The sequence below is a fragment of the Burkholderia sp. BCC0405 genome, from assembly GCF_902833075.1.
GTDB lineage: Bacteria > Pseudomonadota > Gammaproteobacteria > Burkholderiales > Burkholderiaceae > Burkholderia.
This window is the reverse complement of the sequence record NZ_CADFEO010000033.1, coordinates 34,037-58,212: the sequence shown is the minus strand read 5'-3', so window position 1 is coordinate 58,212 and position 24,176 is coordinate 34,037. Positions and strand designations below refer to the sequence as shown.

General features: G+C 66.2%; 24 protein-coding genes. 12 read left to right on the top strand and 12 right to left on the bottom strand.

Going from position 1 to position 24,176, the window contains the following annotated elements:
• Nucleotides 1–90: 90 nt before the first annotated feature.
• From HWX36_RS34890 to HWX36_RS34855, 8 genes are all read right to left on the bottom strand, one after another.
• Nucleotides 91–750: an acetyltransferase gene (locus tag HWX36_RS34890; protein ID WP_175958290.1), complete on the bottom strand. Its 660-nt coding sequence runs from the start codon at nucleotides 748–750 to the stop codon at nucleotides 91–93.
• Nucleotides 750–1,385, bottom strand: coding sequence for a class I SAM-dependent methyltransferase (locus HWX36_RS34885; RefSeq protein WP_175958289.1), 636 nt, complete (start codon nucleotides 1,383–1,385; stop codon nucleotides 750–752). The genes HWX36_RS34890 and HWX36_RS34885 overlap by 1 nt, the downstream gene beginning before the upstream one ends.
• Nucleotides 1,382–2,092: a WbqC family protein gene (locus tag HWX36_RS34880; protein WP_175958288.1), complete on the bottom strand. Its 711-nt coding sequence runs from the start codon at nucleotides 2,090–2,092 to the stop codon at nucleotides 1,382–1,384. The genes HWX36_RS34885 and HWX36_RS34880 overlap by 4 nt, the downstream gene beginning before the upstream one ends.
• Entirely contained in the window at nucleotides 2,082–3,212 is a 1,131-nt protein-coding gene (locus HWX36_RS34875; protein ID WP_175958287.1) for a DegT/DnrJ/EryC1/StrS family aminotransferase, read from the bottom strand. Before HWX36_RS34875 ends, HWX36_RS34880 begins: the two co-directional genes overlap by 11 nt.
• Nucleotides 3,213–3,393: 181 nt before the next feature.
• Complete coding sequence (locus HWX36_RS34870; RefSeq protein WP_175958286.1) at nucleotides 3,394–5,754, bottom strand: tetratricopeptide repeat protein; 2,361 nt, start codon at nucleotides 5,752–5,754, stop codon at nucleotides 3,394–3,396.
• 255 nt (nucleotides 5,755–6,009) lie between these two features.
• Entirely contained in the window at nucleotides 6,010–6,309 is a 300-nt protein-coding gene (fliT, locus tag HWX36_RS34865) for a flagellar protein FliT (protein ID WP_175958285.1), read from the bottom strand.
• A 25-nt stretch (nucleotides 6,310–6,334) separates the two neighbouring features.
• A complete protein-coding gene (gene fliD / locus HWX36_RS34860) occupies nucleotides 6,335–7,849 on the bottom strand; it encodes a flagellar filament capping protein FliD (RefSeq protein WP_175958284.1) in 1,515 nt (504 codons plus the stop codon).
• Nucleotides 7,850–7,981: 132 nt separating this feature from the next.
• A complete protein-coding gene (locus HWX36_RS34855; RefSeq protein ID WP_175958283.1) occupies nucleotides 7,982–9,136 on the bottom strand; it encodes a flagellin in 1,155 nt (384 codons plus the stop codon).
• 519 nt (nucleotides 9,137–9,655) lie between these two features.
• On the opposite strand from HWX36_RS34855, the gene rpsU reads away from it, so the two are divergent.
• Nucleotides 9,656–9,868 (top strand): 30S ribosomal protein S21, encoded by a 213-nt coding sequence (gene rpsU, locus HWX36_RS34850; protein WP_006401410.1) that lies wholly within the window; start codon nucleotides 9,656–9,658, stop codon nucleotides 9,866–9,868.
• 122 nt (nucleotides 9,869–9,990) lie between these two features.
• Here rpsU and HWX36_RS34845 read toward each other — a convergent pair whose 3' ends face one another.
• Nucleotides 9,991–10,593 carry a DNA-3-methyladenine glycosylase I gene (locus HWX36_RS34845; RefSeq protein ID WP_175958282.1) on the bottom strand — a complete coding sequence of 201 codons (603 nt, stop codon included), beginning with the start codon at nucleotides 10,591–10,593 and terminating at the stop codon, nucleotides 9,991–9,993.
• A 142-nt stretch (nucleotides 10,594–10,735) separates the two neighbouring features.
• On the opposite strand from HWX36_RS34845, the gene HWX36_RS34840 reads away from it, so the two are divergent.
• Both HWX36_RS34840 and HWX36_RS34835 read left to right on the top strand, forming a co-directional pair.
• The gene (locus HWX36_RS34840; protein WP_175958281.1) at nucleotides 10,736–11,617 is read left to right on the top strand and encodes a BadF/BadG/BcrA/BcrD ATPase family protein; all 882 of its coding nucleotides are present in this window, start codon (nucleotides 10,736–10,738) and stop codon (nucleotides 11,615–11,617) included.
• A 136-nt stretch (nucleotides 11,618–11,753) separates the two neighbouring features.
• The gene (locus tag HWX36_RS34835) at nucleotides 11,754–12,578 is read left to right on the top strand and encodes a Cof-type HAD-IIB family hydrolase (RefSeq protein WP_175958280.1); all 825 of its coding nucleotides are present in this window, start codon (nucleotides 11,754–11,756) and stop codon (nucleotides 12,576–12,578) included.
• A gap of 118 nt (nucleotides 12,579–12,696) precedes the next feature.
• On the opposite strand, the gene aqpZ is transcribed toward HWX36_RS34835, so the two are convergent.
• Nucleotides 12,697–13,437, bottom strand: coding sequence for an aquaporin Z (gene aqpZ / locus HWX36_RS34830; RefSeq protein ID WP_175958279.1), 741 nt, complete (start codon nucleotides 13,435–13,437; stop codon nucleotides 12,697–12,699).
• Between the two features lie 307 nt (nucleotides 13,438–13,744).
• Here aqpZ and HWX36_RS34825 point away from each other — a divergent pair, with 307 nt between their 5' ends.
• Nucleotides 13,745–14,041 (top strand): H-NS histone family protein, encoded by a 297-nt coding sequence (locus HWX36_RS34825; protein ID WP_021162849.1) that lies wholly within the window; start codon nucleotides 13,745–13,747, stop codon nucleotides 14,039–14,041.
• Nucleotides 14,042–14,145: 104 nt separating this feature from the next.
• Here HWX36_RS34825 and HWX36_RS34820 read toward each other — a convergent pair whose 3' ends face one another.
• Together HWX36_RS34820 and HWX36_RS37475 are read right to left on the bottom strand one after the other, a co-directional pair.
• A complete protein-coding gene (locus HWX36_RS34820; RefSeq protein ID WP_175958278.1) occupies nucleotides 14,146–15,210 on the bottom strand; it encodes a glycosyltransferase family 4 protein in 1,065 nt (354 codons plus the stop codon).
• Nucleotides 15,211–15,435: 225 nt separating this feature from the next.
• A complete protein-coding gene (locus tag HWX36_RS37475) occupies nucleotides 15,436–15,873 on the bottom strand; it encodes a hypothetical protein (protein ID WP_244136603.1) in 438 nt (145 codons plus the stop codon).
• Between HWX36_RS37475 and flhD the strand changes: the two genes are divergently transcribed.
• The 8 genes from flhD (at nucleotide 15,872) to HWX36_RS34780 (ending at nucleotide 24,173) form a co-directional block, all read left to right on the top strand.
• Entirely contained in the window at nucleotides 15,872–16,192 is a 321-nt protein-coding gene (gene flhD, locus HWX36_RS34815) for a flagellar transcriptional regulator FlhD (protein ID WP_279613412.1), read from the top strand. The genes HWX36_RS37475 and flhD overlap by 2 nt on opposite strands.
• Nucleotides 16,193–16,284: 92 nt before the next feature.
• Nucleotides 16,285–16,839 carry a flagellar transcriptional regulator FlhC gene (gene flhC / locus HWX36_RS34810; protein WP_175958276.1) on the top strand — a complete coding sequence of 185 codons (555 nt, stop codon included), beginning with the start codon at nucleotides 16,285–16,287 and terminating at the stop codon, nucleotides 16,837–16,839.
• 180 nt (nucleotides 16,840–17,019) lie between these two features.
• Entirely contained in the window at nucleotides 17,020–17,880 is an 861-nt protein-coding gene (gene motA, locus HWX36_RS34805) for a flagellar motor stator protein MotA (RefSeq protein ID WP_011350592.1), read from the top strand.
• A 13-nt stretch (nucleotides 17,881–17,893) separates the two neighbouring features.
• The gene (gene motB / locus HWX36_RS34800; RefSeq protein ID WP_175958275.1) at nucleotides 17,894–18,910 is read left to right on the top strand and encodes a flagellar motor protein MotB; all 1,017 of its coding nucleotides are present in this window, start codon (nucleotides 17,894–17,896) and stop codon (nucleotides 18,908–18,910) included.
• Between the two features lie 24 nt (nucleotides 18,911–18,934).
• Nucleotides 18,935–19,312, top strand: a complete 378-nt coding sequence (locus tag HWX36_RS34795; protein WP_175958274.1) for a response regulator — start codon at nucleotides 18,935–18,937, stop codon at nucleotides 19,310–19,312.
• A 33-nt stretch (nucleotides 19,313–19,345) separates the two neighbouring features.
• On the top strand, nucleotides 19,346–21,595 hold the full coding sequence (gene cheA, locus HWX36_RS34790; RefSeq protein ID WP_175958273.1) for a chemotaxis protein CheA: 2,250 nt from the start codon (nucleotides 19,346–19,348) through the stop codon (nucleotides 21,593–21,595).
• A gap of 51 nt (nucleotides 21,596–21,646) precedes the next feature.
• Nucleotides 21,647–22,162: a chemotaxis protein CheW gene (gene cheW, locus HWX36_RS34785; protein WP_043185043.1), complete on the top strand. Its 516-nt coding sequence runs from the start codon at nucleotides 21,647–21,649 to the stop codon at nucleotides 22,160–22,162.
• 37 nt (nucleotides 22,163–22,199) lie between these two features.
• Nucleotides 22,200–24,173 (top strand): methyl-accepting chemotaxis protein, encoded by a 1,974-nt coding sequence (locus HWX36_RS34780; RefSeq protein WP_175958272.1) that lies wholly within the window; start codon nucleotides 22,200–22,202, stop codon nucleotides 24,171–24,173.
• The last annotated feature ends 3 nt before the right edge of the window (nucleotides 24,174–24,176 follow it).

Genomic DNA, 24,176 nt, shown 5'->3' with positions numbered 1-24,176 from the left:
CGATTCGTTGGCAACTCGGCAGCCAAGCGCATACGAAATCCTTTTAAACAGCGCCCCGGTCATCAAAGCGAGGCGCTTTTCAACAGCCTGCTAGATCTTCAGGTCGGTGCTGGCCATCGCGAGCTTGACCGCGGGATTGCCCTTGTACACCGACCACGGCTCGGTCGATTTCGTGATCGCGGCGGCCATCGTGACGAACGTGCCTTCGCCGATCGTGACGCCGTCGCGCAGCGTGGCATTCACGCCCACGAAGCTGTACGCGCCGATATCGCAATGGCCGGACATGACGACGTGCGAGGTCATCGTCACGTGGTCGCCGACGCGCCCATGATGCCCGATATGGTTGCCGCTCCACAGCACGACGTTGTCGCCGATCGTCGTGAACGGCTGCAGCGTGTTGTCTTCGAGGATGAAGCAGTTCTCGCCGATCGTGTTGTGGCACACGGTCGCGCGCGAGCTGACATAGCTGATCAGCGGATAGCCGCGCGCCTTGAGCTCGTTGAAGATTTTCTCGCGCTCGCGGTTCATCCGCTTCGGCGACATCGGTGCGAAGAAGCTGTAGTCACCGGGCGGATGGGTTTCGACGACGTCTTCGAACGCAACCACGGGCAGGCCCTTGAACATGCCGCTTTCCGGCAGGTACTGCCGGTTGACGCAGAATGCGGCTACCGTGTGCGGCGAATCGTGCTCGAGGTAGTAGTGCGCAAGTTCCGCGTAGTCCTGCAGGCCGAACAGGATGACGTTTGCCATCAGTTGTGCTCCCTGTACACGTACGTCGTGTACTCGTAAAGCCCGTAGTCGTGCCGCACCACGTAGTGGCGCGACAGCTCGCGCGACAGGAAGTGCGTCAACTGCGTGACCGGCACGTGGAACAGGTCGTCGCGCTCCCAGTCGACTTCCTTCGACATCACGTTGAACGCGATGCCCTTGCGCGCCTTCGGGAACACGACGCGCAACACGCGCGAGAAATAGTCGAACATCTCGTCGTAGCCGAGTTCGCGCTTTTCGGTGAAGACGCCGTTCATCACGATGTAGTCGTATTCGCCGAGCCGGCCGGGTTCCGCGAGCACGTCGACACACTGGTAGTCGATGTGCGGGTACTTGCGCCGGGACAGGTCGCAGAACGCCTCGGACGCATCGAGCCCGGCATAGCTCAGGCCGTCGATGCCGCGATCCAGCATGTACTGGTACAGATGCGATGCCCCGCAACCGAAATCGAGCAGCGTGGCGGGCGCCGGGCCGGGCCTCACGAGGTCGAGCATCACGCGATATCGCGTGGCGGTATCTTCCGCGTTGGGCCAGTCCACGCCGCGATGCGTATCGCCGTGGCGCTCGAGGCACGCCTCGTAGTGACGGACGAGGGTGGTGTGGAGATCGTCTTTCATGACAATGTGGCGCCGGCAAGCAGATGGTCGATCGATGCGTCGTCGTTGCACATCAGCACGTCGATGATCGACAGCGCCGGAACGAACGCGCCGCGAACGGGCGTATAGGGCGCGAGGCCCGGTGTCAGGAACTTCAGCTGCAGGCCGGCGGCGGCGAACGCGTGCGGGTCGTACAGCTCCTGCCCGCCGGCCGGGTTCACGTAGATGTCCGCGTGCTCCTGCCGGCCGATGTCGATGATGCGTGCCTGGGCCTTCAGGTCGGCATTTTCGTAGCGTCGCGACGTCGCGACGATCGTCGTGTCGAGCCGCAGGTGGTCGCGCAGTGCGATCAGGCCGTGCAGCAGGTAATCGGCGAGGTTGGACGCATCGTGCATCACGATCCGTTCGACGAGCGGAAATACGCGCGCGAAATGCGGCGAGCGTGCGTAGCTCTGGTGGATCGTGCGCAGGATCCGGGGGCGCCATGTTGCATCGTCCGCCACGTCGATGTCGCAGATCCGCCGGTTCTGGCTCGCCTGCCTGAGCGGCATGGTGATCATGTGCGGCGCGCCGTTGACGTTGATGCGGTTGCGATTGATCCAGCCGCGATTGATGAAGTTCACGTCGTCGAACACGACGAACGTGTCGACGCTGGCCATCAACTGGAAGTAGCCGACGTACGGAAAGAAGTACGGCTGCATGACGGCCAGCCGGCGTTCAGCTCGCATGTTGCGTCAGACCTGCCTCGGCCAGCACGATGTCGATGATCCGATCCTGGTCGCGTGCGGTGAGCGCCGGATAGATCGGCAGGCACAGCACCTGATGCGAGATGTCGCTGGCGACGGGCAGGTTCGAGCGGGCCGCCGACGGCAGCCCGCGATAGGTCGGGAACTCGCTGATCAGCGGGTAGAAGTAGCGGCGCGCCGCGATGTTGTGTGCGCGCAGCGCATCGTAGACCGCGTCGCGCGTCACCGGGAAATCGCGGGTGATACGCACCGGAAAGTACGAGTGATTGCGGGTACTGTGCTCGGGAACCGGCGGCAGCAGCAGGCCCGGCACGTTCTGCAGCGCTGCCCGATAGCGTTCGTCCACGCGCGCGCGGCCGCCCGCGATCCGGTCCATGTGTTCGAGCTGCAGCAGGCCGAATGCCGCCTGCACCTCGTTCATCTTGCCGTTGATGCCGGGGCCGATCACCGTCACTTCATCGACGAAGCCGAAGTTCTTCAGGTGATCGATGCGGCGCTTCGTCTTCGCGTCGCGGCTGATGAGGGCGCCGCCCTCGAACGTATTGAAGATCTTGGTGCCGTGAAAACTGAGCACCGACATGTCGCCGTATTCGAGCACCGAGCGGCCGTGGCGGCGCACGCCGAACGCGTGTGCGGCGTCGTAGAGCACGCGCAGGCCGTAGGTATCGGCGATCCGCTCGATCGCGTCGACGTCGCACGGGTAGCCGTAGACGTGCACGGGCAGGATCGCGGTCGTCTGCGGCGTGATTGCCGCTTCGATGCGCGCGGGATCGAGGTTCATCGTCACCGGGTCGATGTCGACGAACACGGGGCGAATGCCGTTCCAGTGCAGCGCATGCGTGGTGGCGACGAAGCTGAACGGCGTCGTGATGACCTCGCCGGTGATTTTCATCGCCTGCAATGCGGTGATCAGCGCGAGCGTCGCGTTGGAAAACAGCGAAATGTGCTCGACGCCCAGGAATTCGCAGAGCGATCGTTCGAGCTCCGCATGAAAGCGGCCGCCGTTGGTGACGACCTTGCTCTCCCAGATCTGGTTCAGATACGGGAGAAACTCGTCGAGCGGAGGCATGTAGGGCTGTGTGACGGGTATGAGCTTGTCCATGATCCTGTCCCGAAGTCGTACGTTGCGGGCGCGAATGCGCGCACCGGTGATCGTGAAAACACTCTAGCGCGCGCGATACCCGCACGATCGCTCAAGCAGCGGGCGGTTTGCGAGTCAATTCCCGGAAATGCCGCCGCTCGCTCGCCGGGCCGGCCGTGACAAGCGGCGTCCGCCGCGCCGGTTACCCGGCCGCCTGTTCGACCGGCGCCGAGGTCGACGGGTCGGGCAGGACCGCATCGAACGAGACCGGCGCATCGCCCGCGCACCAGCGCCGCCACATCATCCGCAAGGCGACCGACAGCCCTTGCGCGACGACTTCCGGATGGAACGGCGCCGACGCGAGGCAGCGCTCGCGCAGGCCGCTGCGCAGCGTCTGCAGCGTGTCGGGATCGTCGGCGAGCGCGATGGCCTTGCGGACGAATTCATCCTTGTCGTGCGTGATGAAGGCGTCGAGGCCGACGCGCTTGAGCCAGCTCGCGGAACCGCGGGTCGGGATCGACCGGCCGGCGAGCGTCACGGTCGGCACGCCCATCCACAGTGCGTTGAGCGTCGTCGTCGAGCCGGCGTACGGGAACGTGTCCAGGCAGATGTCGACGCGGTGATGCTGCTGCAGATAGACGGGGATGGACCTGCGCGGCTGGAACGTCAGGCGCGCGGGATCGATGCCCTCGGCCGCGAACCAGCCGGCGATCGTGTCGCTGTCGCGGTCCTGCTCGATCGCGCCGATCACCATCCGGGCGTCGGGTTTGGCGCGCAGAACCTCGGCCCACAGCGCGATCACGTCCTGACGCAGCTTGTTGAGCCGGTTGAAGCTGCCATAGGTGACGTAGCCGTTGCGCACCGCCGGCAAGCCGTTGACGGGCGGACAGTTCGCCGGCGGCGCGTACGGCGCGAGCGCGGGCATGCGCACGAGCTTCTCGACGAACTGGTCGTCCAGCTCGCCGGCCGGCGTGACGATGCCGTCGCTCAGGTAGTAGTCGATCGTGCTCATGCCGGTCGTGCCCGGGTAGCCGATCCACGACGCCTGCAGCGGCGCGGGTTTGCGCGCGAACGCGACGAGGCGGTTGCGGCCGGTGTGGCCGGACAGGTCGATCAGGATGTCGATCTGATCGTGGCGGATCTGTTCGGCGAGCGCGGCGTCCGTCTGCATCGTCACGGTTCGCCACGTGGTGGCGTGCGCGCGCAGCTTGGCGGTGACGTGATCGTCGATCACGTAGTTGTAGTAGAAGTGCAGCGACAGATTCGGGTCGAGGCTCAGGTGCTCGATGACGGGAATCAGATAGTTGGAAACCGCGTGGTTCAGCAGGTCGCCGGACACGAAGCCGATCCGCAGCGGGCGTTCGGGATCGCGCGAATTGGCGTATTTTTTGGGCAGTGCGTGCTTTTCGTGCCGTTTGCCGAACGCGCGATGTTCCTTGAGCAGCATCTCCGGCGGGTTCGTGTCGTCGTGAATCAGGCCGAACAGCAGCGAACTGTGCGACACGCTGTCGTTCGGGTCGATTTCGATGGTGCGCCGGAGCCACGGAACCGCCTCCTGCGCGGCGCCCTGTTCCAGCAGCACGAAACCGAGCGAGCCGTTCGCCGATGCCGCGCGCGGCGCGAGTTCCACGGCACGCCGGCACGCAGCGACGGCTTCCTGATGACGTCGCAGTCCATGTAGCACGATGCCGAGAATGCGGTGCGCCTCCACGTTCGCCGGTTGTGCGGCAATGACCAGGCGGCACTGGGTTTCTGCTTCCTGGAGCCGGGTCATGAGGCGCAGCGTATCCGCGAGCAGCGTCCGCAGCATGATGTCGTCTGGCAGGCGTTCGAGTGCGCGATAGGCGATGTCGATCATCTCGACGTATTGCAGGTCCCGGTACAGCGAGACCGCCAGCGCGCGCAGGCTCGCACCGTCTTCCGGATAGTCGGCGACGAGCTGGCGAGCGAGCGCGAGCGCTTCCGCCGACCGCTTCTTGTCGAAGAGCGCGGCGTGCTTCTGCAGCTTGTGCAACGACGCCTTGCGCGCAGGTTCGGCGGGTACGTCGCTTTTGGCGGCTTCGTCTGGGCGGGGCCGAGGCTGGGACGAAATATTCAGGGTGATGCTGGCCGGGCCGGCCGGGCCCGCGGCGGGCGCCGTGGGGAACGTGGCGTTGGGCGTGGCCATTTGTGCGATCAGGCCGTCCAGTGCGGGGCCGTGCACGCCGCGTTGCTGAGCCATTTCGACGGCGATCCACGCCGCCTGCAGCTGGCCCGCGCGGTACAGCGCGTTGATGTAGCCGCCCCAGCACGGGCCGTTGCCCGGATTCGCGCCGAGCGCGACCTCGAAGCGGGGAATCGCGTCGGCCGGCCGGCCGGCGTCGACCAGCAGCACCGCGAGGTTGTAGTTCGCCTCCACATGTTCGGGGACGGCGTCGAGAACGGCTTCGTACAGCGCTTTCGCCTCGTCGAATGCGCGGGCGTGCTGGCGTTCGATGGCATTCTGCATGACGAGCGCGATATCTTGCTCGAACTGCTGCTCCGGGCTGAGCGGGTCGCGGTCGGACGATTCGAGTGGGAGCATGGCGAAAGACGCGTTTGTTCGATGTTCGCCATTATCGGCAACGTGCGGTCGCGCCGAATGTGCGAGATGGCGCCAAAAGCTCGGCCAATTCCGTCGATTGGGGGCGTGCGTCGCGGTGGGCGGGCGCCGTGCCGAATGCCCCAAAAAAAATGCCCGCACGAGGCGGGCGGAGGCGAACGAGCACGCTCTCACATCAGCGTGTAGTTCTTGTTGTCGGGTTGGTGCGCGCGGTGGTTGGGCGCGGCGTCGGGTGCGTCAGCGGCTCGCGACGCGTTGGTACTGGGTGACCGCCTGCACGCGGCCCATTGCCGCGTGGTATTCCTCGGACAGCTCCTGCTGCGCGCGTTGCGCGTCGGCGAAGATGCGGTCGTTGCTGGCCTGCATCCGGCGGATCGTGGCGATGCCGGCCGGCGGCTGGTCGGCCGCAAGCGACGCGACGAGCGGGGCGCGCACGTCGACGAGGCGTGCCGCCTCGATCCAGTCGGCCATCGCGGCCGCATGTTCGATCGCGTCGGTAAGCGCGTCGAGCCGGGCAATCAGTTCGGTCTGTTCCATCGTCGCTCTCCTGTCCGGCCGGCGCTCAGCTCTTGTTGCTTGACAGCGCGCCGGCACTGTTCGCTCCGCCGAACAACTGCGTCAGGTACTCCGAATTGGTGTTCATCGTCGCCATCAGCGTGTTGAGCGCGGTGAACTGTGCCTGGTACTGGCTGGTCAGCTGTGCCACATAATCCGACAGGTTCGACTGCTGCTGCGAGACGCTCGTCAGGTCGTTGTTGAGCGCCGTCGTGCGGACGTCGATCATCCCGCCTGTCTGCGTATAGTTCGTGATGTCCGTCGTCAGCTGCTGGCCGATCCCGTTCGTCGAGTTGAACAGCGCCGCGACGCCCGTCGGGTTGCTCTGCAGTGCGTTGGTGAGCGCCGTGTTGTCGACCTGCAGCGTGCCGTCGGCCTGCAGCGTGACGCCGATCGACGCGAGGGTGACCGTCGTGCCGTTGCTGGTCACGCCGTTCGCGACGACCGACGCAAGCGCGTTCTGGATCGTGTTCAGCGTCGAGTCGCCGAGCAGCGGGCCTTGCGACGACGCGGTCGCCGAGTAGCTCGACAGCGAGCCCATCGTCGTGACGAGCGTGTTGTAGAGCGTCACGAAGTTGTTGATCGTGGACGCCTGGGATTGCGTGTTGGCGGCGATCGTCAGCGTCTGCGTCTGCGTCTGTGTCGTGCTGACGGCGGCCGAGGTCAGGTTCAGCGTGACGCCGCTGATCGCGCTCGTCACGGTGTTGCTCGCGCTCGTCGCGGCGATGCCGTTGACCGTGAACGCGGCGTCCTGCGCGGGCGTGCTTTGCGACCATGCGGCGTTGCTGTTCGCGGACGTATAGCCCGACTGGCCGCCCGTCGTGCTGGCCGACGACGTGACGCCGAGGCTGGACAGGCCGTTGTCGTTGGTCACGCCGCTGAGCGCGACGCTGATCGTGTTCGCCGCGCCGGTGGGCGTCGAGCTGAGCACGAGGTGCGCGCCGTCGCTGCCGTTGACGACCGACGCGACGATGCCCGGGTTGCCGGTCGCGCTGTTGATCGCGGAGGCGATGCCGGACAGCGTGTTGTTGGTGTTGTCCACGTTGACCGTGAACGACTGGCTGCCGAGCGACAGCGTCATCGTGCCGGTGCCCAGTGCGGTCGATGCGCCGAACGCGGCCGACGACAGCGACTGCGCCGTCGCGATCTGCGTGACGCCGATCGAATAGTTGCCGGCGACGGCGCCCGCGCCTGCGGATGCGGTGATGCCGGTGCCGCTCATGTTGGCGGTGAAGGTGTTCTGCAGCGTGCCGTTCGACAGTGTCGTGATGCCGGCCTGGAGTGCGCTCAGCGCCGCCGAAAGGGCGCCGTACGCGGAAATCTGGGTGTTGTCGCTGGTCTGCTGCGCGGTGAGCGCGGCGGTCTGGCCGGCGGTCTTCGCATTGACGAGTGCCGTCACGAGCGAGTTGACGTCCATCGACGAGTTGCCGGTCGCGCCGCTGATGATCGATTGGGCGGCCTGCTGCAGCGCGCTGTTGGCCGAGCTGTTGGCGGTGGTGACGGCGGAATTGATCGTCGACATCGTAGTGCTCCGTGCGGCGGGTGATCCGTGAATTGCGGGATGAAGACCTGGTGGCGGGGCGGAGCCCCGCGCGCCAAGCGCTTGCGGCCGGGCCGCGCATTATGCGTGGTCCGGCCGCGGGTTGCTACTCGATTACTGCAGGAGCTTCAGGACCTGCTGCGGCAGCGAGTTTGCCTGTGCCAGCACCGAGATGCCAGCTTGTTGCAGCACCTGGTTCTTCGACATGTTCGCCGTTTCCTGCGCGAAGTTCGCGTCGGTGATCTGCGACTGTGCCGACGACAGGTCGGTCGATTCAGCCTGCTGCGACGTGGCGATTGCCGTGAAGCGGTTTTGCGCCGCGCCCAGCTGTGCCTGCAGGTTGTTCACCGTCTGCAGCGCGTTGTCGATCGACACCATCGCGACGTTCGCGCCGCTGACCGTGCTGATGTTGAGGTTCGACACGGTGGCCGGGGTGTTGACGGCGTTGATCTGCGCGATCGCATTGTTGATCGACGTCAGCTGTGCAGCGGTGGTGCCCGCGCCGGTGGCGCCGGCTTGCAGTGCCAGCGCGCCGACTGCCGTACCCGTACCGGCCGTTGCGTTGGCGCCGAACACGGCCTGTGCGGTTGCTGCGGAGACAGCCTGGCCGTTCTGGTCGGAGAACGTGTAGCCGCCTTGGCCATCGGAGACCACGTTGATCGCCGTGAGCGTCGCGCCGGACGACGTGTACGCGCCGGCTGCCGTGAGCGACAGGCCCGTGACCGTGCCAACCGTCTGGCCTGCTTGCACCAGGCCGCCGCCGATCTTCGCGGCCGACATGCTCTGGCTCAGGTCCAGCGAGATCGTCTGGCCGACGTTCGCGCCGACCTGGAACGACACGATGCCTGCCGAGCCGTTGAGAATGCTCGTGCCGTTGTACGTCGTTTGCGACGCGATACGGTTCACTTCCTGGATCTGTTGCGAGACTTCCTGCTGCAGTGCTGCCTGGTCGGACGACGACATCGTGCCCGTCGACGCCTGGACGGCCAGCTGGCGGATACGCTGCAGGCTGTTCGTCAGCGACGACAGTGCGCTCGATGCCGTTTGAATCATCGACACGCCGTCGTTGGCGTTCGACACGCCCTGGTTCAGACCGTTGATCTGCGTCTGCATCCGGGTCGAGATCGCGAGACCGGCTGCATCGTCCGCTGCGCTGTTGATGCGCTTGCCCGACGACAGGCGGGTGATTGCCTGCGACAGGGCGTCTTGCGAGCCGTTGAGGTTCTGCTGTGCAACCAGCGAGTTGATGTTGCTGTTAATTCCGAGCATGGAAAATCTCCTGTTTAAGCCGAAAGCCCTGGAAAGCCGTTTTGGCGTCGGCGGAAGCACTCGTTCATTGCTGGCCGCCTCAGAGCAGGATTTCGGCGCACCAAAACAAAACTTGAGGGGTGCATGGAGATTCGGCCCGATTTTTTATCCTTCTTTGTCATTTCGGACGGACTCCGGCGTGACGCCGGATGGATGGGGCCAGAGAGCGGCCCGGCCAAGCAGTCGTTCGCCTGTGAGCACGCGATCGACAAAAGGGTGGTTTTATCTGTGATTCCCTGCTATGATGGCGGGCTGAATTGAGATTTCTGTCAAGCCTCTGCCGTTTTCGGCATGTCTGCTGGCAGTCAAACGCGGCGCTGCACGCGGCTGTGAAGCGTACTCGCGATGCTTTCCGCCTCTCTTTTCCGGCCTCCGAGGCCGTATTTCCGCTCGTTTCGCCTGTTTGTGGGGACGCTCGGTTGGCCGGTGCGTGGCGCTTGGCCGCTACGTTTTTGACCGTTTAAGCAATTTAGGAACGACATGACGACGATTCTTCTGAAAGAAAACGAGCCGTTCGAAGTGGCGATTCGCCGCTTTCGCCGTGCTATCGAAAAAAATGGCCTGATCGCTGAACTGCGCGAACGCCAGTCCTACGAAAAGCCGACCGCAGTCCGCAAGCGCAAGAAGGCAGCAGCCGTCAAGCGCCTGCACAAGCGTCTGCGCAGCCAGATGCTGCCGAAGAAGCTCCACTAAGAGCGTCTTACGGTTCGCCGCGAAACGGCGGAGCGTGCTTCGAAAGAAGCCGCTCCGCCGTTTTGCTTTTGGGGTTCGGGAAAATCCCGGGGCCGCCGCGGCTCCGGTGCGCTTTCGTGCCGTCAGCCCGCCTTGCGCCGGCGTGCGGGCTGCTTGCCGCCGAGCGCCGCGCATTGCGCGTGGCACGGGCAGCCGACCTCGTGATCGTTGACCATGCCGGTGGCCTGCATCAGCGCGTAGCAGATCGTCGAACCGACGAACTTGCAGCCGTAAGCCTTCAACGCCTTGCTGAGCGCGTCGGACTGTTCGGTCGACGCGGGCGCGTCGCGGTACGACTGCCATGCATTCTGCACGGGCGTATCGCCGACGAACGACCACAGGAACGCGGCGAGCGAACCGTGCTCTTCGCGGATGCGCTGCACGGCGCGCGCATTGGTGACCGCCGACTCGACCTTCGCGCGGTTGCGCACGATGCCGGGATTCTCCAGCAGCTTTTCGATGCGCTTCGGCGTGAAGCGCGCGACGGCATCGACATCGAAATCCGCAAAGGCTTCGCGATAGCCGGCGCGCTTGTTCAGGATCGTCGACCACGACAACCCGGCCTGTGCGCCTTCCAGGATCAGCATTTCGAACAGGTGGCGATCGTCGTGCGAGGGCACGCCCCACTCGGTATCGTGATAGTGAGCATCCGCTTCCGTCTTCACCCAGTTGCACCGCTGCGACATCGTCTGCCTCGTATTCAGTGTCGATTCGATCGCGTCAGCATAGCGGAAGCCCCTTTCGCGGAACAGCCTGCCGAACGGCCGATGGGCGCGCGGCGCCGATCCGGTTAAGCTTGGCGCCTGTTCGAATCAGCGGGATCAAGGCATGGCGGCATTACTTTTTACGATCGGCATCGACGGCGGCGGCACGGGCACGCGCGCGGTGCTGGCCGACCGGCACGGGCGCGAGCTCGCGCAGGGGCGCGGCGGCCCGTCAGGGCTCGGGCTCGGCATCGAGCGCGCATGGGCGTCGATCGGCGCGGCCTGCGCGGACGCGTTTACGCAGGCCGGCTTCGCGTTCGACTGGTCGCAGTGCGCGCTCGGGTGCGGGCTCGCGGGCGTCAACAATGCGGCGTGGCTCGCCGCATTCCGCGCGCAGGCGCCGCTCGGCGCGCTCGCGGTCGAGAGCGACGCCTATACAACCGTCGTCGGCGCACACGGCGGCGCGCCGGGGTTGATCGTCGCGCTCGGCACCGGCAGCATCGCGGCGGCGCTCGACGCGGCCGGCGCATGCCGGATTGCGGGCGGCTTCGGCTTTCCGTCCGGCGACGAGGCGAGCGGCGCATGGCTCGGCATGCGAGCGCTCGCGTATGCACAGCAGGCGCTCGACGGCCGCGCGCCGCGCGATGCGTTCGCCGATGCGCTGCTCGCGGAAACGGGCGCGCAGGATCGCGACGCGCTCGTCCAGTGGTCGTGCGATGCGAACCAGACGACCTACGCGCGGCTTGCGCCGATCGTCCTCGCGCACCGTTCGCATCCGGTCGCGGGCGCGCTGATCGCGCAGGCGGGCGAAGAGATCGGCAAGATGATCGACGCGCTCGATCCGCGGCAGGCGCTGCCGGTCGCGCTGTGTGGCGGATTGGCGGACGCACTCGCACCGGCCGTGCCGGCGCGCCATGCCGCGCGGCTGCGCGCGCCGCTCGACGATTCCGCGCACGGCGCGCTGCGGCTCGCGCTGCAGGCGCTGCGGGCGGCGGAAGGCGGCTGAAAGCGTTGCGACGGTGATCGAAGGCGCACCGCAGCCGGGCCGCTGGCGGCGATCGACCGGGAGCCATCCGGCGGGCAACCGGGCACGACGTTAAAATGGCCGTTCCGCAGAGCCCTGAGCGCCATTCTTCCGTCCCATGTACAAAGTCATCGCCACCGATCTCGACGGTACCCTGCTGAACAGCGACCACCAGCTGGATCGGTACACGATCGACACCGTCCGCCGGCTCGACCGCGACGGCCTGCAGTTCGTGATCGCCACCGGGCGCCATTACGCGGACGTCGCCGGCATTCGCGACGTGCTCGGGATCCGGCCGTACCTGATCACGTCGAACGGTGCGCGCGTGCATGCGCCGGACGACACGACGATCCACGCGCAGGACATCGATCCGGCGATCGTCCGTGGCCTCGTGCAGCCGGACGTCGTCGGCGCGCACGGCCGCGTGATCGTCAACCTGTTCACCGACCAGGGCTGGCTGATCGACCGCGATGCGCCGCACCTGCTCGAATTCCACCAGGATTCGGGCTTCCGCTACGACGTGATCGACATGCCCGCGCACGACGGCACGGATATCGCGAAGGTGCTGTACATCGGCGATCCGGCCGATCTGGCGGTCGTCGCCGAGCAGATGCGCGTGCGCTTCGGCGATGCGCTGTACGTCACGTATTCGCTGCCCGACTGCCTCGAAGTGATGACCGCGAACGTGTCGAAGGGCCGTGCGCTGCGCTCGGTGCTCGCGCGGCTCGGCGTCGACACCGGCCACTGCATCGCGTTCGGCGACAACATGAACGATATCGACCTGCTCGAAACCGCCGGCCACGCGTTCATGATGAACAACGCGAACCCCGACCTGGTCGCGCGGCTCCCGCACATCCCGCGGATCGGCAACAACTTCGACGCGGGCGTCGCCCGCCACCTGCGCACGCTGTTCTCGCTCGAAGACAACGTCGCCGCATCCTGAGCGTCCTGCCGGGGCGCCAATGAAAAACGGGCGCCAGTGGCGCCCGTCGAAATGACCTGCCTCGATCTTCTTGGACAGCGTGAGGCTCGCTGCTCTGCTCGCTTGACCCCGTAGTGTTTTATTCGCTTGTGCGAGCGGATACCGGCAGCCGGTCGACGGCGTTGTCACGCCCCGCGACCAGCGGGTAGATGATCCCGGCGAGTGCCGCGCCGATGATCGGCGCCACCCAGAACAGCCAGAGCTGGCCGATCGCTTCGCCGCCCACGAACAGTGCGGGGCCGGTCGAGCGGGCGGGGTTCACCGACGTGTTGGTGACAGGAATCGAGATCAGGTGAATCAGCGTCAGGCAAAGGCCGATCGCGATCGGCGCAAAGCCGGCCGGTGCGCGCTTGTCGGTGGCGCCCAGGATCACGAACAGGAAGAAGCCCGTCATCACGACTTCGCAAATGAACGCCGCGCCGAGCGCGTAGTGGCCGGGCGAGCGCTCGCCGAAGCCGTTCGTCGCAAAGCCGCTGCCGACGACGTCGAAGCCCGGTTTGCCGCTTGCGATCAGGTACAGCACGAATGCGCCGAGCGTCGCGCCGACCACCTGCGCCACGATATACGGCACGAGATCGCGTGCGGGGAAGCGGCCGGCGACCGTCAGGCCGACGCTCACCGCCGGATTCAGGTGGCAGCCCGAAATGTGGCCAATTGCGAATGCCATCGTCAGCACAGTCAGGCCGAAGGCAAGTGCGACGCCGGCAAAGCCGATGCCGAGGCCCGGAAAGGCGGCGGCCAGCACGGCGCTTCCGCACCCGCCGAGCACCAGCCAGAACGTGCCGAATACCTCTGCAGCGAGACGCTGAGAAAGATTCATGTAAGGACCTCGTTCAAGTGGACAAGTGGATTGAAGACGACCGGGCGACGCGACGGATTTAAAGCATCACCCGGAATTGGTCTGGATTATAGGAAATGATTCGGGGCGGGGAGGGTCAACGATTGTTAAATTTGAATGGCCGACGAATGCCTTTTATTAGAATAAGTCCGCATTCTCGATATAGTCGAATCGGTTAAAGATGACAGCATTAATTTCGAAGGGTAGGGCGGCAGTGCGGATGACGTAACGGATGTTGGTGTCCCGGTCGGATTCGCCGGGGCCGCATCATCAAAAGGGGAGTCGAAAAATGTCTCAATACGCGAAACTCAAGGCGCAGATCGCCGATCTGCAGGCTCAGGCGGACGATGTGCGCCGCCAGGAAGTGGCGGCGGTGATTGCGGAAGTCCAGCAAAAAATCGCCGAATACGGGCTGACTGCCCAGGATCTGGGCTTCGCGGAGCGAGCGAAGCGCGGACGCCCGCCGAAGAAGGCGCCGCTGCCTCCGAAATACCGCGATCCGAAGTCGGGCGCGACCTGGAGCGGGCGAGGCAAGCCGCCGAATTGGATCGTCGGTAAAAACCGCGATCGTTTCCTGATCGAATGACCGAAAGCCCAAACAAAAGAGCCGCATCGAGATGCGGCTCTTTTGTTTTGCGCGCGATTTCGGCGCGGATTTGATTACGGAATATTTCCTCGCGGAATTCCGTGTCAGGCGCCGGCGACCCGGCGCAATGCCGGTTGACGGGTTCCCGTGCACAGCGATTCGTAAGTGTCGACATAGCGCTGCGCCATTGCCTTCGCGCTGAAGCGCGTGTCGAAACGTTCGCGGATGGCGGTGCGCGACAGGCTGTCGATCCGGTGCAGCGCGCCGACCGCGCCTTGAACGTCCTCGACGATGAAGCCCGTGACGCCGTCCTCGATCACTTCCGGCACCGAGCCGCGGTTGAACGCGACGACCGGCGTGCCGCAGGCCATCGCCTCGATCATCACGAGGCCGAACGGCTCCGGCCAGTCGATCGGGAACAGCAGCGCCTTCGCGCCGGACAGGAACGCGGGCTTCTGCGCCTCGTTGATCTCGCCGATGAATTCGACGTGTGCCTGGCCGAGCAGCGGCTCGATCGCTTCCTTGAAATAGTCGGCGTCGGCCTTGTCGACCTTCGCGGCGATCTTCAGCGGCAGCCCGCTTTGCGCGGCGATCCGGATCGCGGTGTCGACGCGCTTTTCCGGGCAGATCCGGCCGAGGAACGCGAGGTATTCGGGCTTCACGCCCGGTTGCGGCGTGAGCAGCGTGTCGGGCAGCCCGTGATAGACGGTGCCGGCCCACGCGGCCTGCGGCAGCGGCTTGCGCTGGTTGTTCGAGATCGATACGACCGGCGCGTCCGGGAACGCGTCGAACACCGGCTGCAGCTCCGGCAGGTCGAGGCGGCCGTGCAGCGTCGTCACGTACGGCGTGTCGAGGCGCGACATCAGCGGGAACGGCAGGTAGTCGAGGTGGAAGTGCAGCACGTCGAATTCGTGCGCGACCCGGGCGACCTTTTCGATGAGCCGCATATGGGGCGCCATCGAATCGCGGATCGACGGGTCGAGCCGCAGTGCGCGCGGCCAGGCCGCCTCGAGTCGGGCCGACGTGACGGAGTCGCCGCTGGCGAACAGCGTCACGTCGTGGCCGAGTTCGACGAGCGCCTCGGTGAGGTAGGACACGACACGCTCGGTGCCGCCGTAGAGTTTCGGCGGAACGGCTTCGTAAAGCGGCGCGATCTGGGCAATTCGCATGGGTGTTCTCCAGTGTCGATCCGGGGCGCGGCGGCGCCGGTGCGGATCCCGTGCAAGGTTGCGGAACTCGCCGACGCACGCGGTTGGCGGTACGTGGCCGTGCCCTGCGGGGTGCGCGGGGCGCCGGAAGGCAAGCTGCGGGGCGGGCCGGCACGGCTCGCGCCGCTGCCCATCGGAGTCCATTATCGATACCGCCCCGAGGGATTCGAGTGTTTTTTCAAACACTTAAGGCTTGTTACACGATGAAATACGCGAAAACCACGAGAAAAAGGGCGTGGAAACAAAAATGGAGATAGAAGCAACTATTGTTGCGCCATTGTGAAAAACCACTATAATTTTTACCGATCCGATTGTCGGCAGCCTTGCCGGCAAGCCTTCCGTCACCGCCCGGAGGCCATCGGACGCATCGCAGCCGAAACCCCGCCGCCATTCGCTTTCCCGATTGCTCCTTTCAATTCGCCTTGTCGGAAAAATTCCTACACGGTTTACAGACAAATCCTGCATGGCATACGTCACTTCGCTGATACCGGCATAAATGCCGTTTGGCCAAAATTCGCCCTGTAAGACTATAAACGAGCCGACTGTGCGCCAAGAGCGCTCTGATCGAGCAAACGTTTTCATAACACGAATGGCCAAAGCAAAGCTCTTTAACGGGGGAATCATGAGCGCTACCAGCGAAATGCTCAGTGAGATCAAAGAGGTCAACCTGTCGTACCTCCTCCTTGCGCAACGCCTGCTGCGGGAAGACCGGGCGATGGGCATGTTCCGCATGGGCATCTCCCAGGAACTCGCCGACGTGCTCGCCAACCTCACGCTCGCGCAGACTGTGAAACTGGCTGCGTCCAACCAGATGCTGTGCCGCTTCCGCTTCGATGATCACGCGCTGCTGTCGTCGCTCGCCGACAAGGGCCGCAGCGATGTCGTCGCGCACGCCCACTCGGCCATCCTGATGGCCGGGCAGCAGGTCGAAGGCGTCCGCTGATCCATCCCGCCTTGCGTTTGTCCCGGCGTGCCGCGCCGGTGGGCAGCGTATTGGCCATCCATCCGAATAACGTCAAGCGGACGGTTATCACCATGGCAAGCAAAAGCGTCGTGATCGAGGTGAAGGAAATCACTCTCGCCATCGAACTGATCGAGCTGGGCGCCCGGCTGCAGCTGCTGGAAGCGGAGACGAGCCTGTCGCGGGACCGTCTGATCAAGCTGTACAAGGAACTGAAGGGCGTGTCGCCGCCGAAGGGGATGCTGCCGTTCTCGACCGACTGGTTCATGACGTGGCAGCCGAACATCCACTCGTCGCTGTTCTACAACATCTACCGGTTCATGCAGGACCACGGCCGCTGCGAGTCGATCCAGTCGATCGTGAAGGCGTACCGGCTCTATCAGGAGCACGTGAACCTGTCCGGCGACGAGGCCGTGCTGAGCCTCACGCGCGCGTGGACGCTCGTGCGCTTCTTCGATTCGGGGATGCTGCAGATGACCCCGTGCACGCGCTGCGGCGGCCACTTCGTCGCGCATGCGCATGATCCGCATCAAGGTTTCGTCTGCGGCCTCTGCCAGCCGCCGTCGCGCGCGGGCAAGACCCGCAAGGCCGCCGCCGCGCGCGCCGAACTGGCCGCCGCCGCGGCCTGAGCGCCGGGCAGGGCCGGGCCGGGCGGGGCGCCCAGGCCGCGCCGGGTGGCGCGAATCGTCTGCAAATTGCTGGTAAACACCGTCGGGATGCCGCCTGGCCGCCCGCGAAAGTTTTCCTGCCGACTGCCGTAAACCTGTTTAACGGCGGTCTCCCCGCCGGTCATTCGTGAGGGACAGGCAGTGCTGATTATCGTGGGAACACTCGTGACGCTGTTGTCCGTCTTCGGCGGTTATGCGCTGGCAGGCGGGCATCTGGGCGCCTTGATCCAGCCCGTCGAGATCCTGATGATCGTGGGCGCGGGCGTCGGCGCGTTCATCCTCGGCAACGGCGGCAAGACCATCAAGGCCACGCTGCGCGTGCTGCCGACGCTCTTCAAGGGTTCGAAATACACGAAGGATGTCTACATGGAGCTGATGGCGCTTCTTTACGTGCTGCTCGCGAAGGCACGCAAGGAAGGCACGCTCACGCTCGAGGCCGACATCGACGATCCGGAAAAGAGCCCGATCTTCACGCAATACCCGAAGATCCTCGCCGATCATCACATTGTCGAATTCCTGACCGACTACCTGCGCCTGATGGTGGGCGGCAACATGAACGCGTTCGAGATCGAAAGCCTGATGGACGAGGAGATCGAGACGCACCACGCGGAAGGCGAAGGCCCCGCGCATGCCCTGATGCGCGTCGGCGACGCGATGCCGGCGTTCGGTATCGTCGCGGCCGTGATGGGCGTCGTGCACACGATGGCATCCGCCGACAAGCCGCCCGCGGTGCTCGGCGCGATGATCGCGCAGGCGCTGGTCGGCACGTTCCTCGGGATCTTGCTGTCGTACGGGCTGATCGGGCCGCTCGCGAGCCTCGCGGAGCAGCGCGTCGCCGAGTCGACCAAGATGTTCCAGTGCATCAAGGTGACGATCCTCGCGACGCTGAACGGCTATGCGCCGGCGATCGCGGTCGAGTTCGGCCGCAAGGTGCTGTTCTCGACCGAGCGCCCGTCGTTCTCCGAGCTCGAAGAGCATGTGCGCCGCGTGAAGGCGAAGTGACGCGGAGCGCACCATGAGCAAGAGCAAGGATCGCGCAATCGTCGTCAAGCGGGTGGCCCCGGCGAAGAAGGGCCACCACGGCGGCGCATGGAAGCTCGCGTACGCGGACTTCATGACCGCGATGATGGCGTTCTTCCTGCTGATGTGGCTGCTGAGCTCGGTCACGCCGGTGCAGCTGAAGGGGATCGCCGAATACTTCAACACGCCGCTGAAGGCCGCGCTGTTCGGCAGCGGCGACCGCAGCTCGCAGGATTCCAGCATCATCAACGGCGGCGGCCGCGATCTGTCGAGCGTCGACGCCGGCACGCTGCGCCGCACCGACGGCACGACGCAGCTCGCCGAACGCCTCGCAAAGATGGGCGACGAGCATTCCCGGTCGCAGGCGCAAGGCGCGCAGGACCGGCTCGAGCAGGCGCGCCTGCACGACCTGCAGATCAAGCTGATGGCAGCGATCGAGGCCAACCCGACGCTGCGCCAGTTCAAGCAGCAGATCCGCATCGATTCCACGCTGATGGGGCTGCGCATCGAGATCGTCGATACGCAGAAGCGGCCGATGTTCGCGATGTCGAGCGACAACGTCGAGCCGTACATGCGCGACATCCTGCGCGAGATCGGCAAGACGCTGAACGACGTGCCGAACCGGATCATCGTCCAGGGCCACACCGACGCCGTGCCGTACGCGGGCGGCGAGGGCGGCTACAGCAACTGGGAGCTGTCGGCCGACCGCGCGAACGCGTCGCGCCGCGAGCTGATCGCCGGCGGCATGGACGAGGCGAAAGTGCTGCGCGTGCTCGGCCTCGCGTCGACGCAGAACCTGAACAAGGCCGACCCGCTCGATCCGGAAAACCGCCGGATCAGCGTGATCGTGCTGAACCGCAAATCCGAAGAGGCGCTGATGCGCGACGATGCGACGACCACGACGCTGTCGGCGGATGCGGCCGGCTCGCAGCAGCTCGCGCAGCAGCTGGCCCCGGCGCCGGCCGCGCGCCCGGCGCTCGCGGCGTCCGCCGTCGCCGTGCCGAAACCCTGACGTTTACACGATTCCGAGACAGACATGATCCGAACCATTCTCGCCATCGACGACTCCGCGACCATGCGTGCGCTGCTGCAGGCAACGCTCGTGCAGGCCGGCTACGACGTGACGGTGGCGCCGGACGGCGAGGCCGGCTTCGACCTGGCGGCCACCGTGCCGTACGACCTGGTGCTGACCGACCAGAACATGCCGCGCAAGAGCGGGCTCGAAGTGATCGCCGCGCTGCGCAAGCTGACCGCCTATACGGAAACGCCGATTCTCGTGCTGACGACGGAAGGCAGCGACGCGTTCAAGGACGCCGCACGCGAGGCGGGCGCGACCGGCTGGATCGAAAAGCCGATCGACCCCGCCGTGCTGGTCGACCTGGTCGCGACGCTGTCCGAGCCGGCCGCCTCCTGACATTCACGCGACGCATTCAACCCGGGACCGGGCATGACTCTCGACATCACTCAGTTCTACCAGACATTTTTCGACGAAGCGGACGAGCTGCTCGCGCAGATGGAGCAGTTGCTGCTGAACCTCGACGTCGGCTCGCCCGACCCCGAGGATCTGGCCGCGATCTTCCGCGCCGCGCATTCGATCAAGGGCGGCGCGGCGACGTTCGGCTTTTCCGCGCTGACCGATACGACGCACATCCTCGAATCGCTGCTCGACCGCGCGCGCAACCATGAGCTGACGCTGACCAAGGAAATGGTCGACGCGTTCCTGGAGACGAAGGACGTGCTGTCCGACCAGCTCGTCGACTACCGCGCGAGCGCCGAACCGGACGCGGCCGCCGCCGCGACGATCTGCGCGAAGCTCGAACGGCTGAAGGCCGAGAGCGGCGCAGGTGCGCCGGCTGACGCCGCGGCTGCGCCCGTGGCGCCGGCCGCCGTCGCCGTCGCACCGGCTGCACCGGCCGTGGCACCGGCCGCCAGCGACGATCGCGTGCCCGACCACGTGATCGAGCAGGCCGTCGCGGCCGCGCATCCGGCGGCCGACGCCGATGCGGGCGAAGGCGGCCCGCACCTGAAGATCACGCTCGTGGGCGTCGATGCGAAGGATCGCGAACTGCTCACCGAAGAGCTCGGCAACCTCGGCCGGATCGTGGGCCGCGAGGAAGCCGGCGCCGACCTGACGCTGTGGGTCGAATCGGACGTGCCGTCCGACGACATCGTCGCCGTGTGCTGCTTCGTGATCGACGAAAGCCAGATCCGCGCCGGGCGCGGCACGGCGCCGGCCGCGCCGGCTGCCGCAGCGGAAGCCGCGGCACCGGCGGCAGAACCGGCCGCCGCCGCGCAACCGGTGCGCGCCGAGGGTTTCGCGCCGCAGGCCGCGGCGCCGCAACCGCCCGCACCGGCGCCGGCCGCGCCCGCGCCCGCCGCTGCCGCGCAAGCGCAGCAGCCGGCCCAGCAAGCGCACGCCGACCACGCGCCGCAGGCCGCCGCGCATCACGACGACAAGCGCGCCCGCCCGGCCGCCGCTGCCGCATCGGGCGCCGAAGGCAGCTCGATTCGCGTCGGCGTCGAGAAGGTCGATCAGCTGATCAACCTGGTCGGCGAGCTCGTGATCACGCAGGCGATGCTCGCGGAAACCGCGAGCGCGTTCGATCCGGCGCTGCACGACCGCCTGTTCAACGGCATGGCGCAACTCGAGCGCAACGCGCGCGACCTGCAGGAAGCCGTGATGTCGATCCGCATGATGCCGATGGACTACGTGTTCAGCCGCTTCCCGCGTCTCGTGCGCGACCTCGCCGGCAAGCTCGGCAAGCAGGTCGAGCTCGTCACGTTCGGCCAGGCGACCGAACTCGACAAGAGCCTGATCGAACGGATCATCGATCCGCTGACCCACCTCGTGCGCAACAGCCTCGACCACGGGATCGAGACGGTCGACAAGCGCGTGGCCGCCGGCAAGGACGCGGTCGGCCAGCTCGTGCTGTCGGCCGCGCATCACGGCGGCAACATCGTGATCGAGGTGAGCGACGACGGCGCGGGCCTGAACCGCGAGCGAATCCTCGCGAAGGCCGCGAAACAGGGCATGCAGGTGTCCGACAACATCAGCGACGACGAAGTCTGGCAACTGATTTTCGCGCCGGGCTTCTCGACGGCCGAGACGGTGACCGACGTGTCGGGCCGCGGCGTCGGGATGGACGTCGTGAAGCGCAACATCCAGTCGATGGGCGGCCACGTCGAGATCTCGTCGCAGGCCGGCCGCGGCACCACCACGCGGATCGTGCTGCCGCTCACGCTCGCGATCCTCGACGGGATGTCGGTGAAGGTCGGCAACGAGATCTTCATCCTGCCGCTGAACTTCGTGATGGAGTCGCTGCAGCCGTCGAACGACGACATCTACACGGTCGGCAACGGCGAACGCGTGGTGCGCGTGCGCGGCGAATACCTGCCGTTGGTCGCGCTGCACGAGGTGTTCTCGGTCGACGACGCGCGCACCGACCCGACGCAAGGAATCGTCACGATCATGGAAACCGAGGGGCGCCGTTTCGCGATGCTGATCGACGAGCTGGTCGGCCAGCAGCAGGTGGTCGTGAAGAACCTCGAAACCAATTACCGCAAGGTGCACGGCATCTCGGCGGCGACGATTCTCGGCGACGGCAGCGTCGCGTTGATCGTCGACGTCGCGGCGCTGAACCGTGAAACCCGTGCGACGCACGGCGCCCGTGCCGGCGCCGAGCTCGCGATGTTCTGATGTCACTCGCCATTCAACCGATTGGGGGCAAACGTGTCTGCTGAAGTCCAAATGATCAATCCGGCCGCGGCGAACGCGGCAACGAGCCGCCGCGATGCGGAACAAGGCGACGCGACGGGCCAGGAATTCCTCGTGTTCACGCTCGGCGACGAGGAGTACGGGATCGACATCCTGAAGGTGCAGGAAATCCGCGGCTACGACAGCGTCACGCGCATCGCGAACGCGCCGGAATTCATCAAGGGCGTGATCAACCTGCGCGGGATCATCGTGCCGATCGTCGACATGCGGATCAAGTTCCATCTCGGCCGCGTCGAGTACGACCACCAGACCGTCGTGATCATCCTGAACGTCGCGCACCGCGTGGTCGGGATGGTGGTCGACGGCGTGTCGGACGTGCTGACGCTGCAGACCGACCAGATCATGCCGGCGCCGGAATTCGGCGCGACGCTGACGACCGAGTACCTGACGGGCCTCGGCACGGTCGACGGCCGGATGCTGATCCTGATGGACATCGAGAAGCTGATGTCGAGCCGTGAAATGGCGCTGATCGAGACGCTCGGCGGGTAAGCGCGCCGCGCGCGCAGGAATCTAGGGAGAATCTGCAATGTTGCATAACTGGTCGATCCGCACGACGCTCACGGCGGTCGGACTCATCCTGGTGGCGCTGGCCGCAGCCGTCGGCGGGCTCGGCCTGTACGCGCTGAATCACGCGAGCCGCTCGCTCGACGAGATCGCGCACGTCGACCTGCCGGCGATCCATACGCTCGACGACACGTCGTCGTACCTGCTGCGTGCGCGTGTGTCGCTCGACCGCTTCCGTTCGCTGACGGAAGCCGGCAACACGGCCGAGGCGGCCAAGGTGCTCGATCGCGCGCAGGAGCTGTACGCGAAGTCGAACCAGAACTGGCAGGCGTTCCAGTCGACGTCGAAGCTCGGCGTCGAGCAGGCGCTCGTCGACGACCTGACCACCCGCTACACGACGATCGTGAAGGAAGGCGTCGAGCCCGAGTTCGCGGCCGCGCGCGCGGGCGACATGGCCGCGTACCACGCTGTGGCCGATACCAAGATCAGCCCGTTGTTCGTCGCGTACGACCAGGCCGCGTCGGCGGTGGTCGCCTCGCTGCAGAAGCGCGCGGAAGATCGCCAGACCGCGACGCAATCGCAGATCTCGCTGATGATCGGGCTGATCGCGGCCGGCATCGCGATCGCGTTCGTCGTCGTGATCGCGATCCGCTTCGCGCTGCGCGGGCTGATCGTGCAGCCGCTCGAGGACGCGATCGCGCACTTCGAGCGCATCGCCGGCGGCGACCTCACGCAGCCGGTGAACGTGTTCAGCACGAACGAGATCGGCCGCCTGTTCGGCGGCATCAAGCGGATGCAGGACGCCGTCACGACGATGGTGCAGGCCGTGCATCGCGGCACCGAATCGATCGACGTCGGCGCGCGCGAGATCGCGACCGGCAACATCGACCTGTCGCAGCGTACCGAGGAGCAGGCCGCATCGCTGCAGGAAACCGCGTCGAGCATGGAGCAGCTGACGGGCACCGTGCGGCAGAACGCGGAGAACGCGCGGCAGGCCAGCCAGCTCGCGGTGAACGCATCGGACATCGCGACGCAGGGCGGCGACGTGGTCGGCCAGGTCGTGTCGACGATGCAGGACATCGCGGCGAGCTCGGGCAAGGTCGTCGACATCATCGGCACGATCGAAGGCATCGCGTTCCAGACCAACATCCTCGCGCTGAACGCGGCGGTCGAAGCTGCCCGCGCGGGCGAACAGGGCCGCGGCTTCGCGGTGGTCGCGGGCGAGGTGCGCTCGCTCGCGCAGCGCAGCGCGAGCGCCGCGAAGGAAATCAAGCAGCTGATCGGCGATTCGGCCGAGAAGGTCGAAAGCGGGTCGGCGCTCGTCGCGCGTGCCGGCTCGACGATGGACGAGATCGTGCAGGCCGTGCGCCGCGTGACCGACATCATGGGCGAGATCAGCGCCGCGTCGGACGAACAGTCGACCGGCATCGAGCAGGTCAATCGCGCGGTTGGCCAGATGGATTCGGTCACGCAGCAGAACGCGGCGCTCGTCGAGCAGGCGGCCGCCGCGGCCGCGTCGCTCGAGGAGCAGACGCGCCAGATGAAGGCGATCGTGTCGGGCTGGCGCGTGTCGGGCGGCATCGTGCTCGCGCCGTCGCGCGGAGTCGCGCGGCCGGTTGCGCATGAGCCTGCGGCCGTGCCGGCGCTGACGTCGGAGCCGCGTTTCGATGCGGCGCCGGCCGCCGCGCTGCCGGCCCCGCAGGCTGCCGCACAACCGGCACGGCGCGCCGCGTCGGCGCCGCGTGCCGCCGCGGCGGCTGCGTCGGGAGCGGGCCATGAGCCGAAGCGTGCGGCCGATACGGGCGCGCACGCGCACAAGGATGCGCCGGCTTCCCGCGGCACGGCCGCGGGCGGCTATGGGCCGCGTCTCGCGAAAACCGCCGCGCCGGCCGACAAGCCGGCCGCGAAGCCCGCGCTCGTGCGCCCCGCGCTGAACGGCGAGAAGCCGGCGGCGGCCACGGCCGGCACGTCCGACGATGATTGGGAGACCTTCTAAACC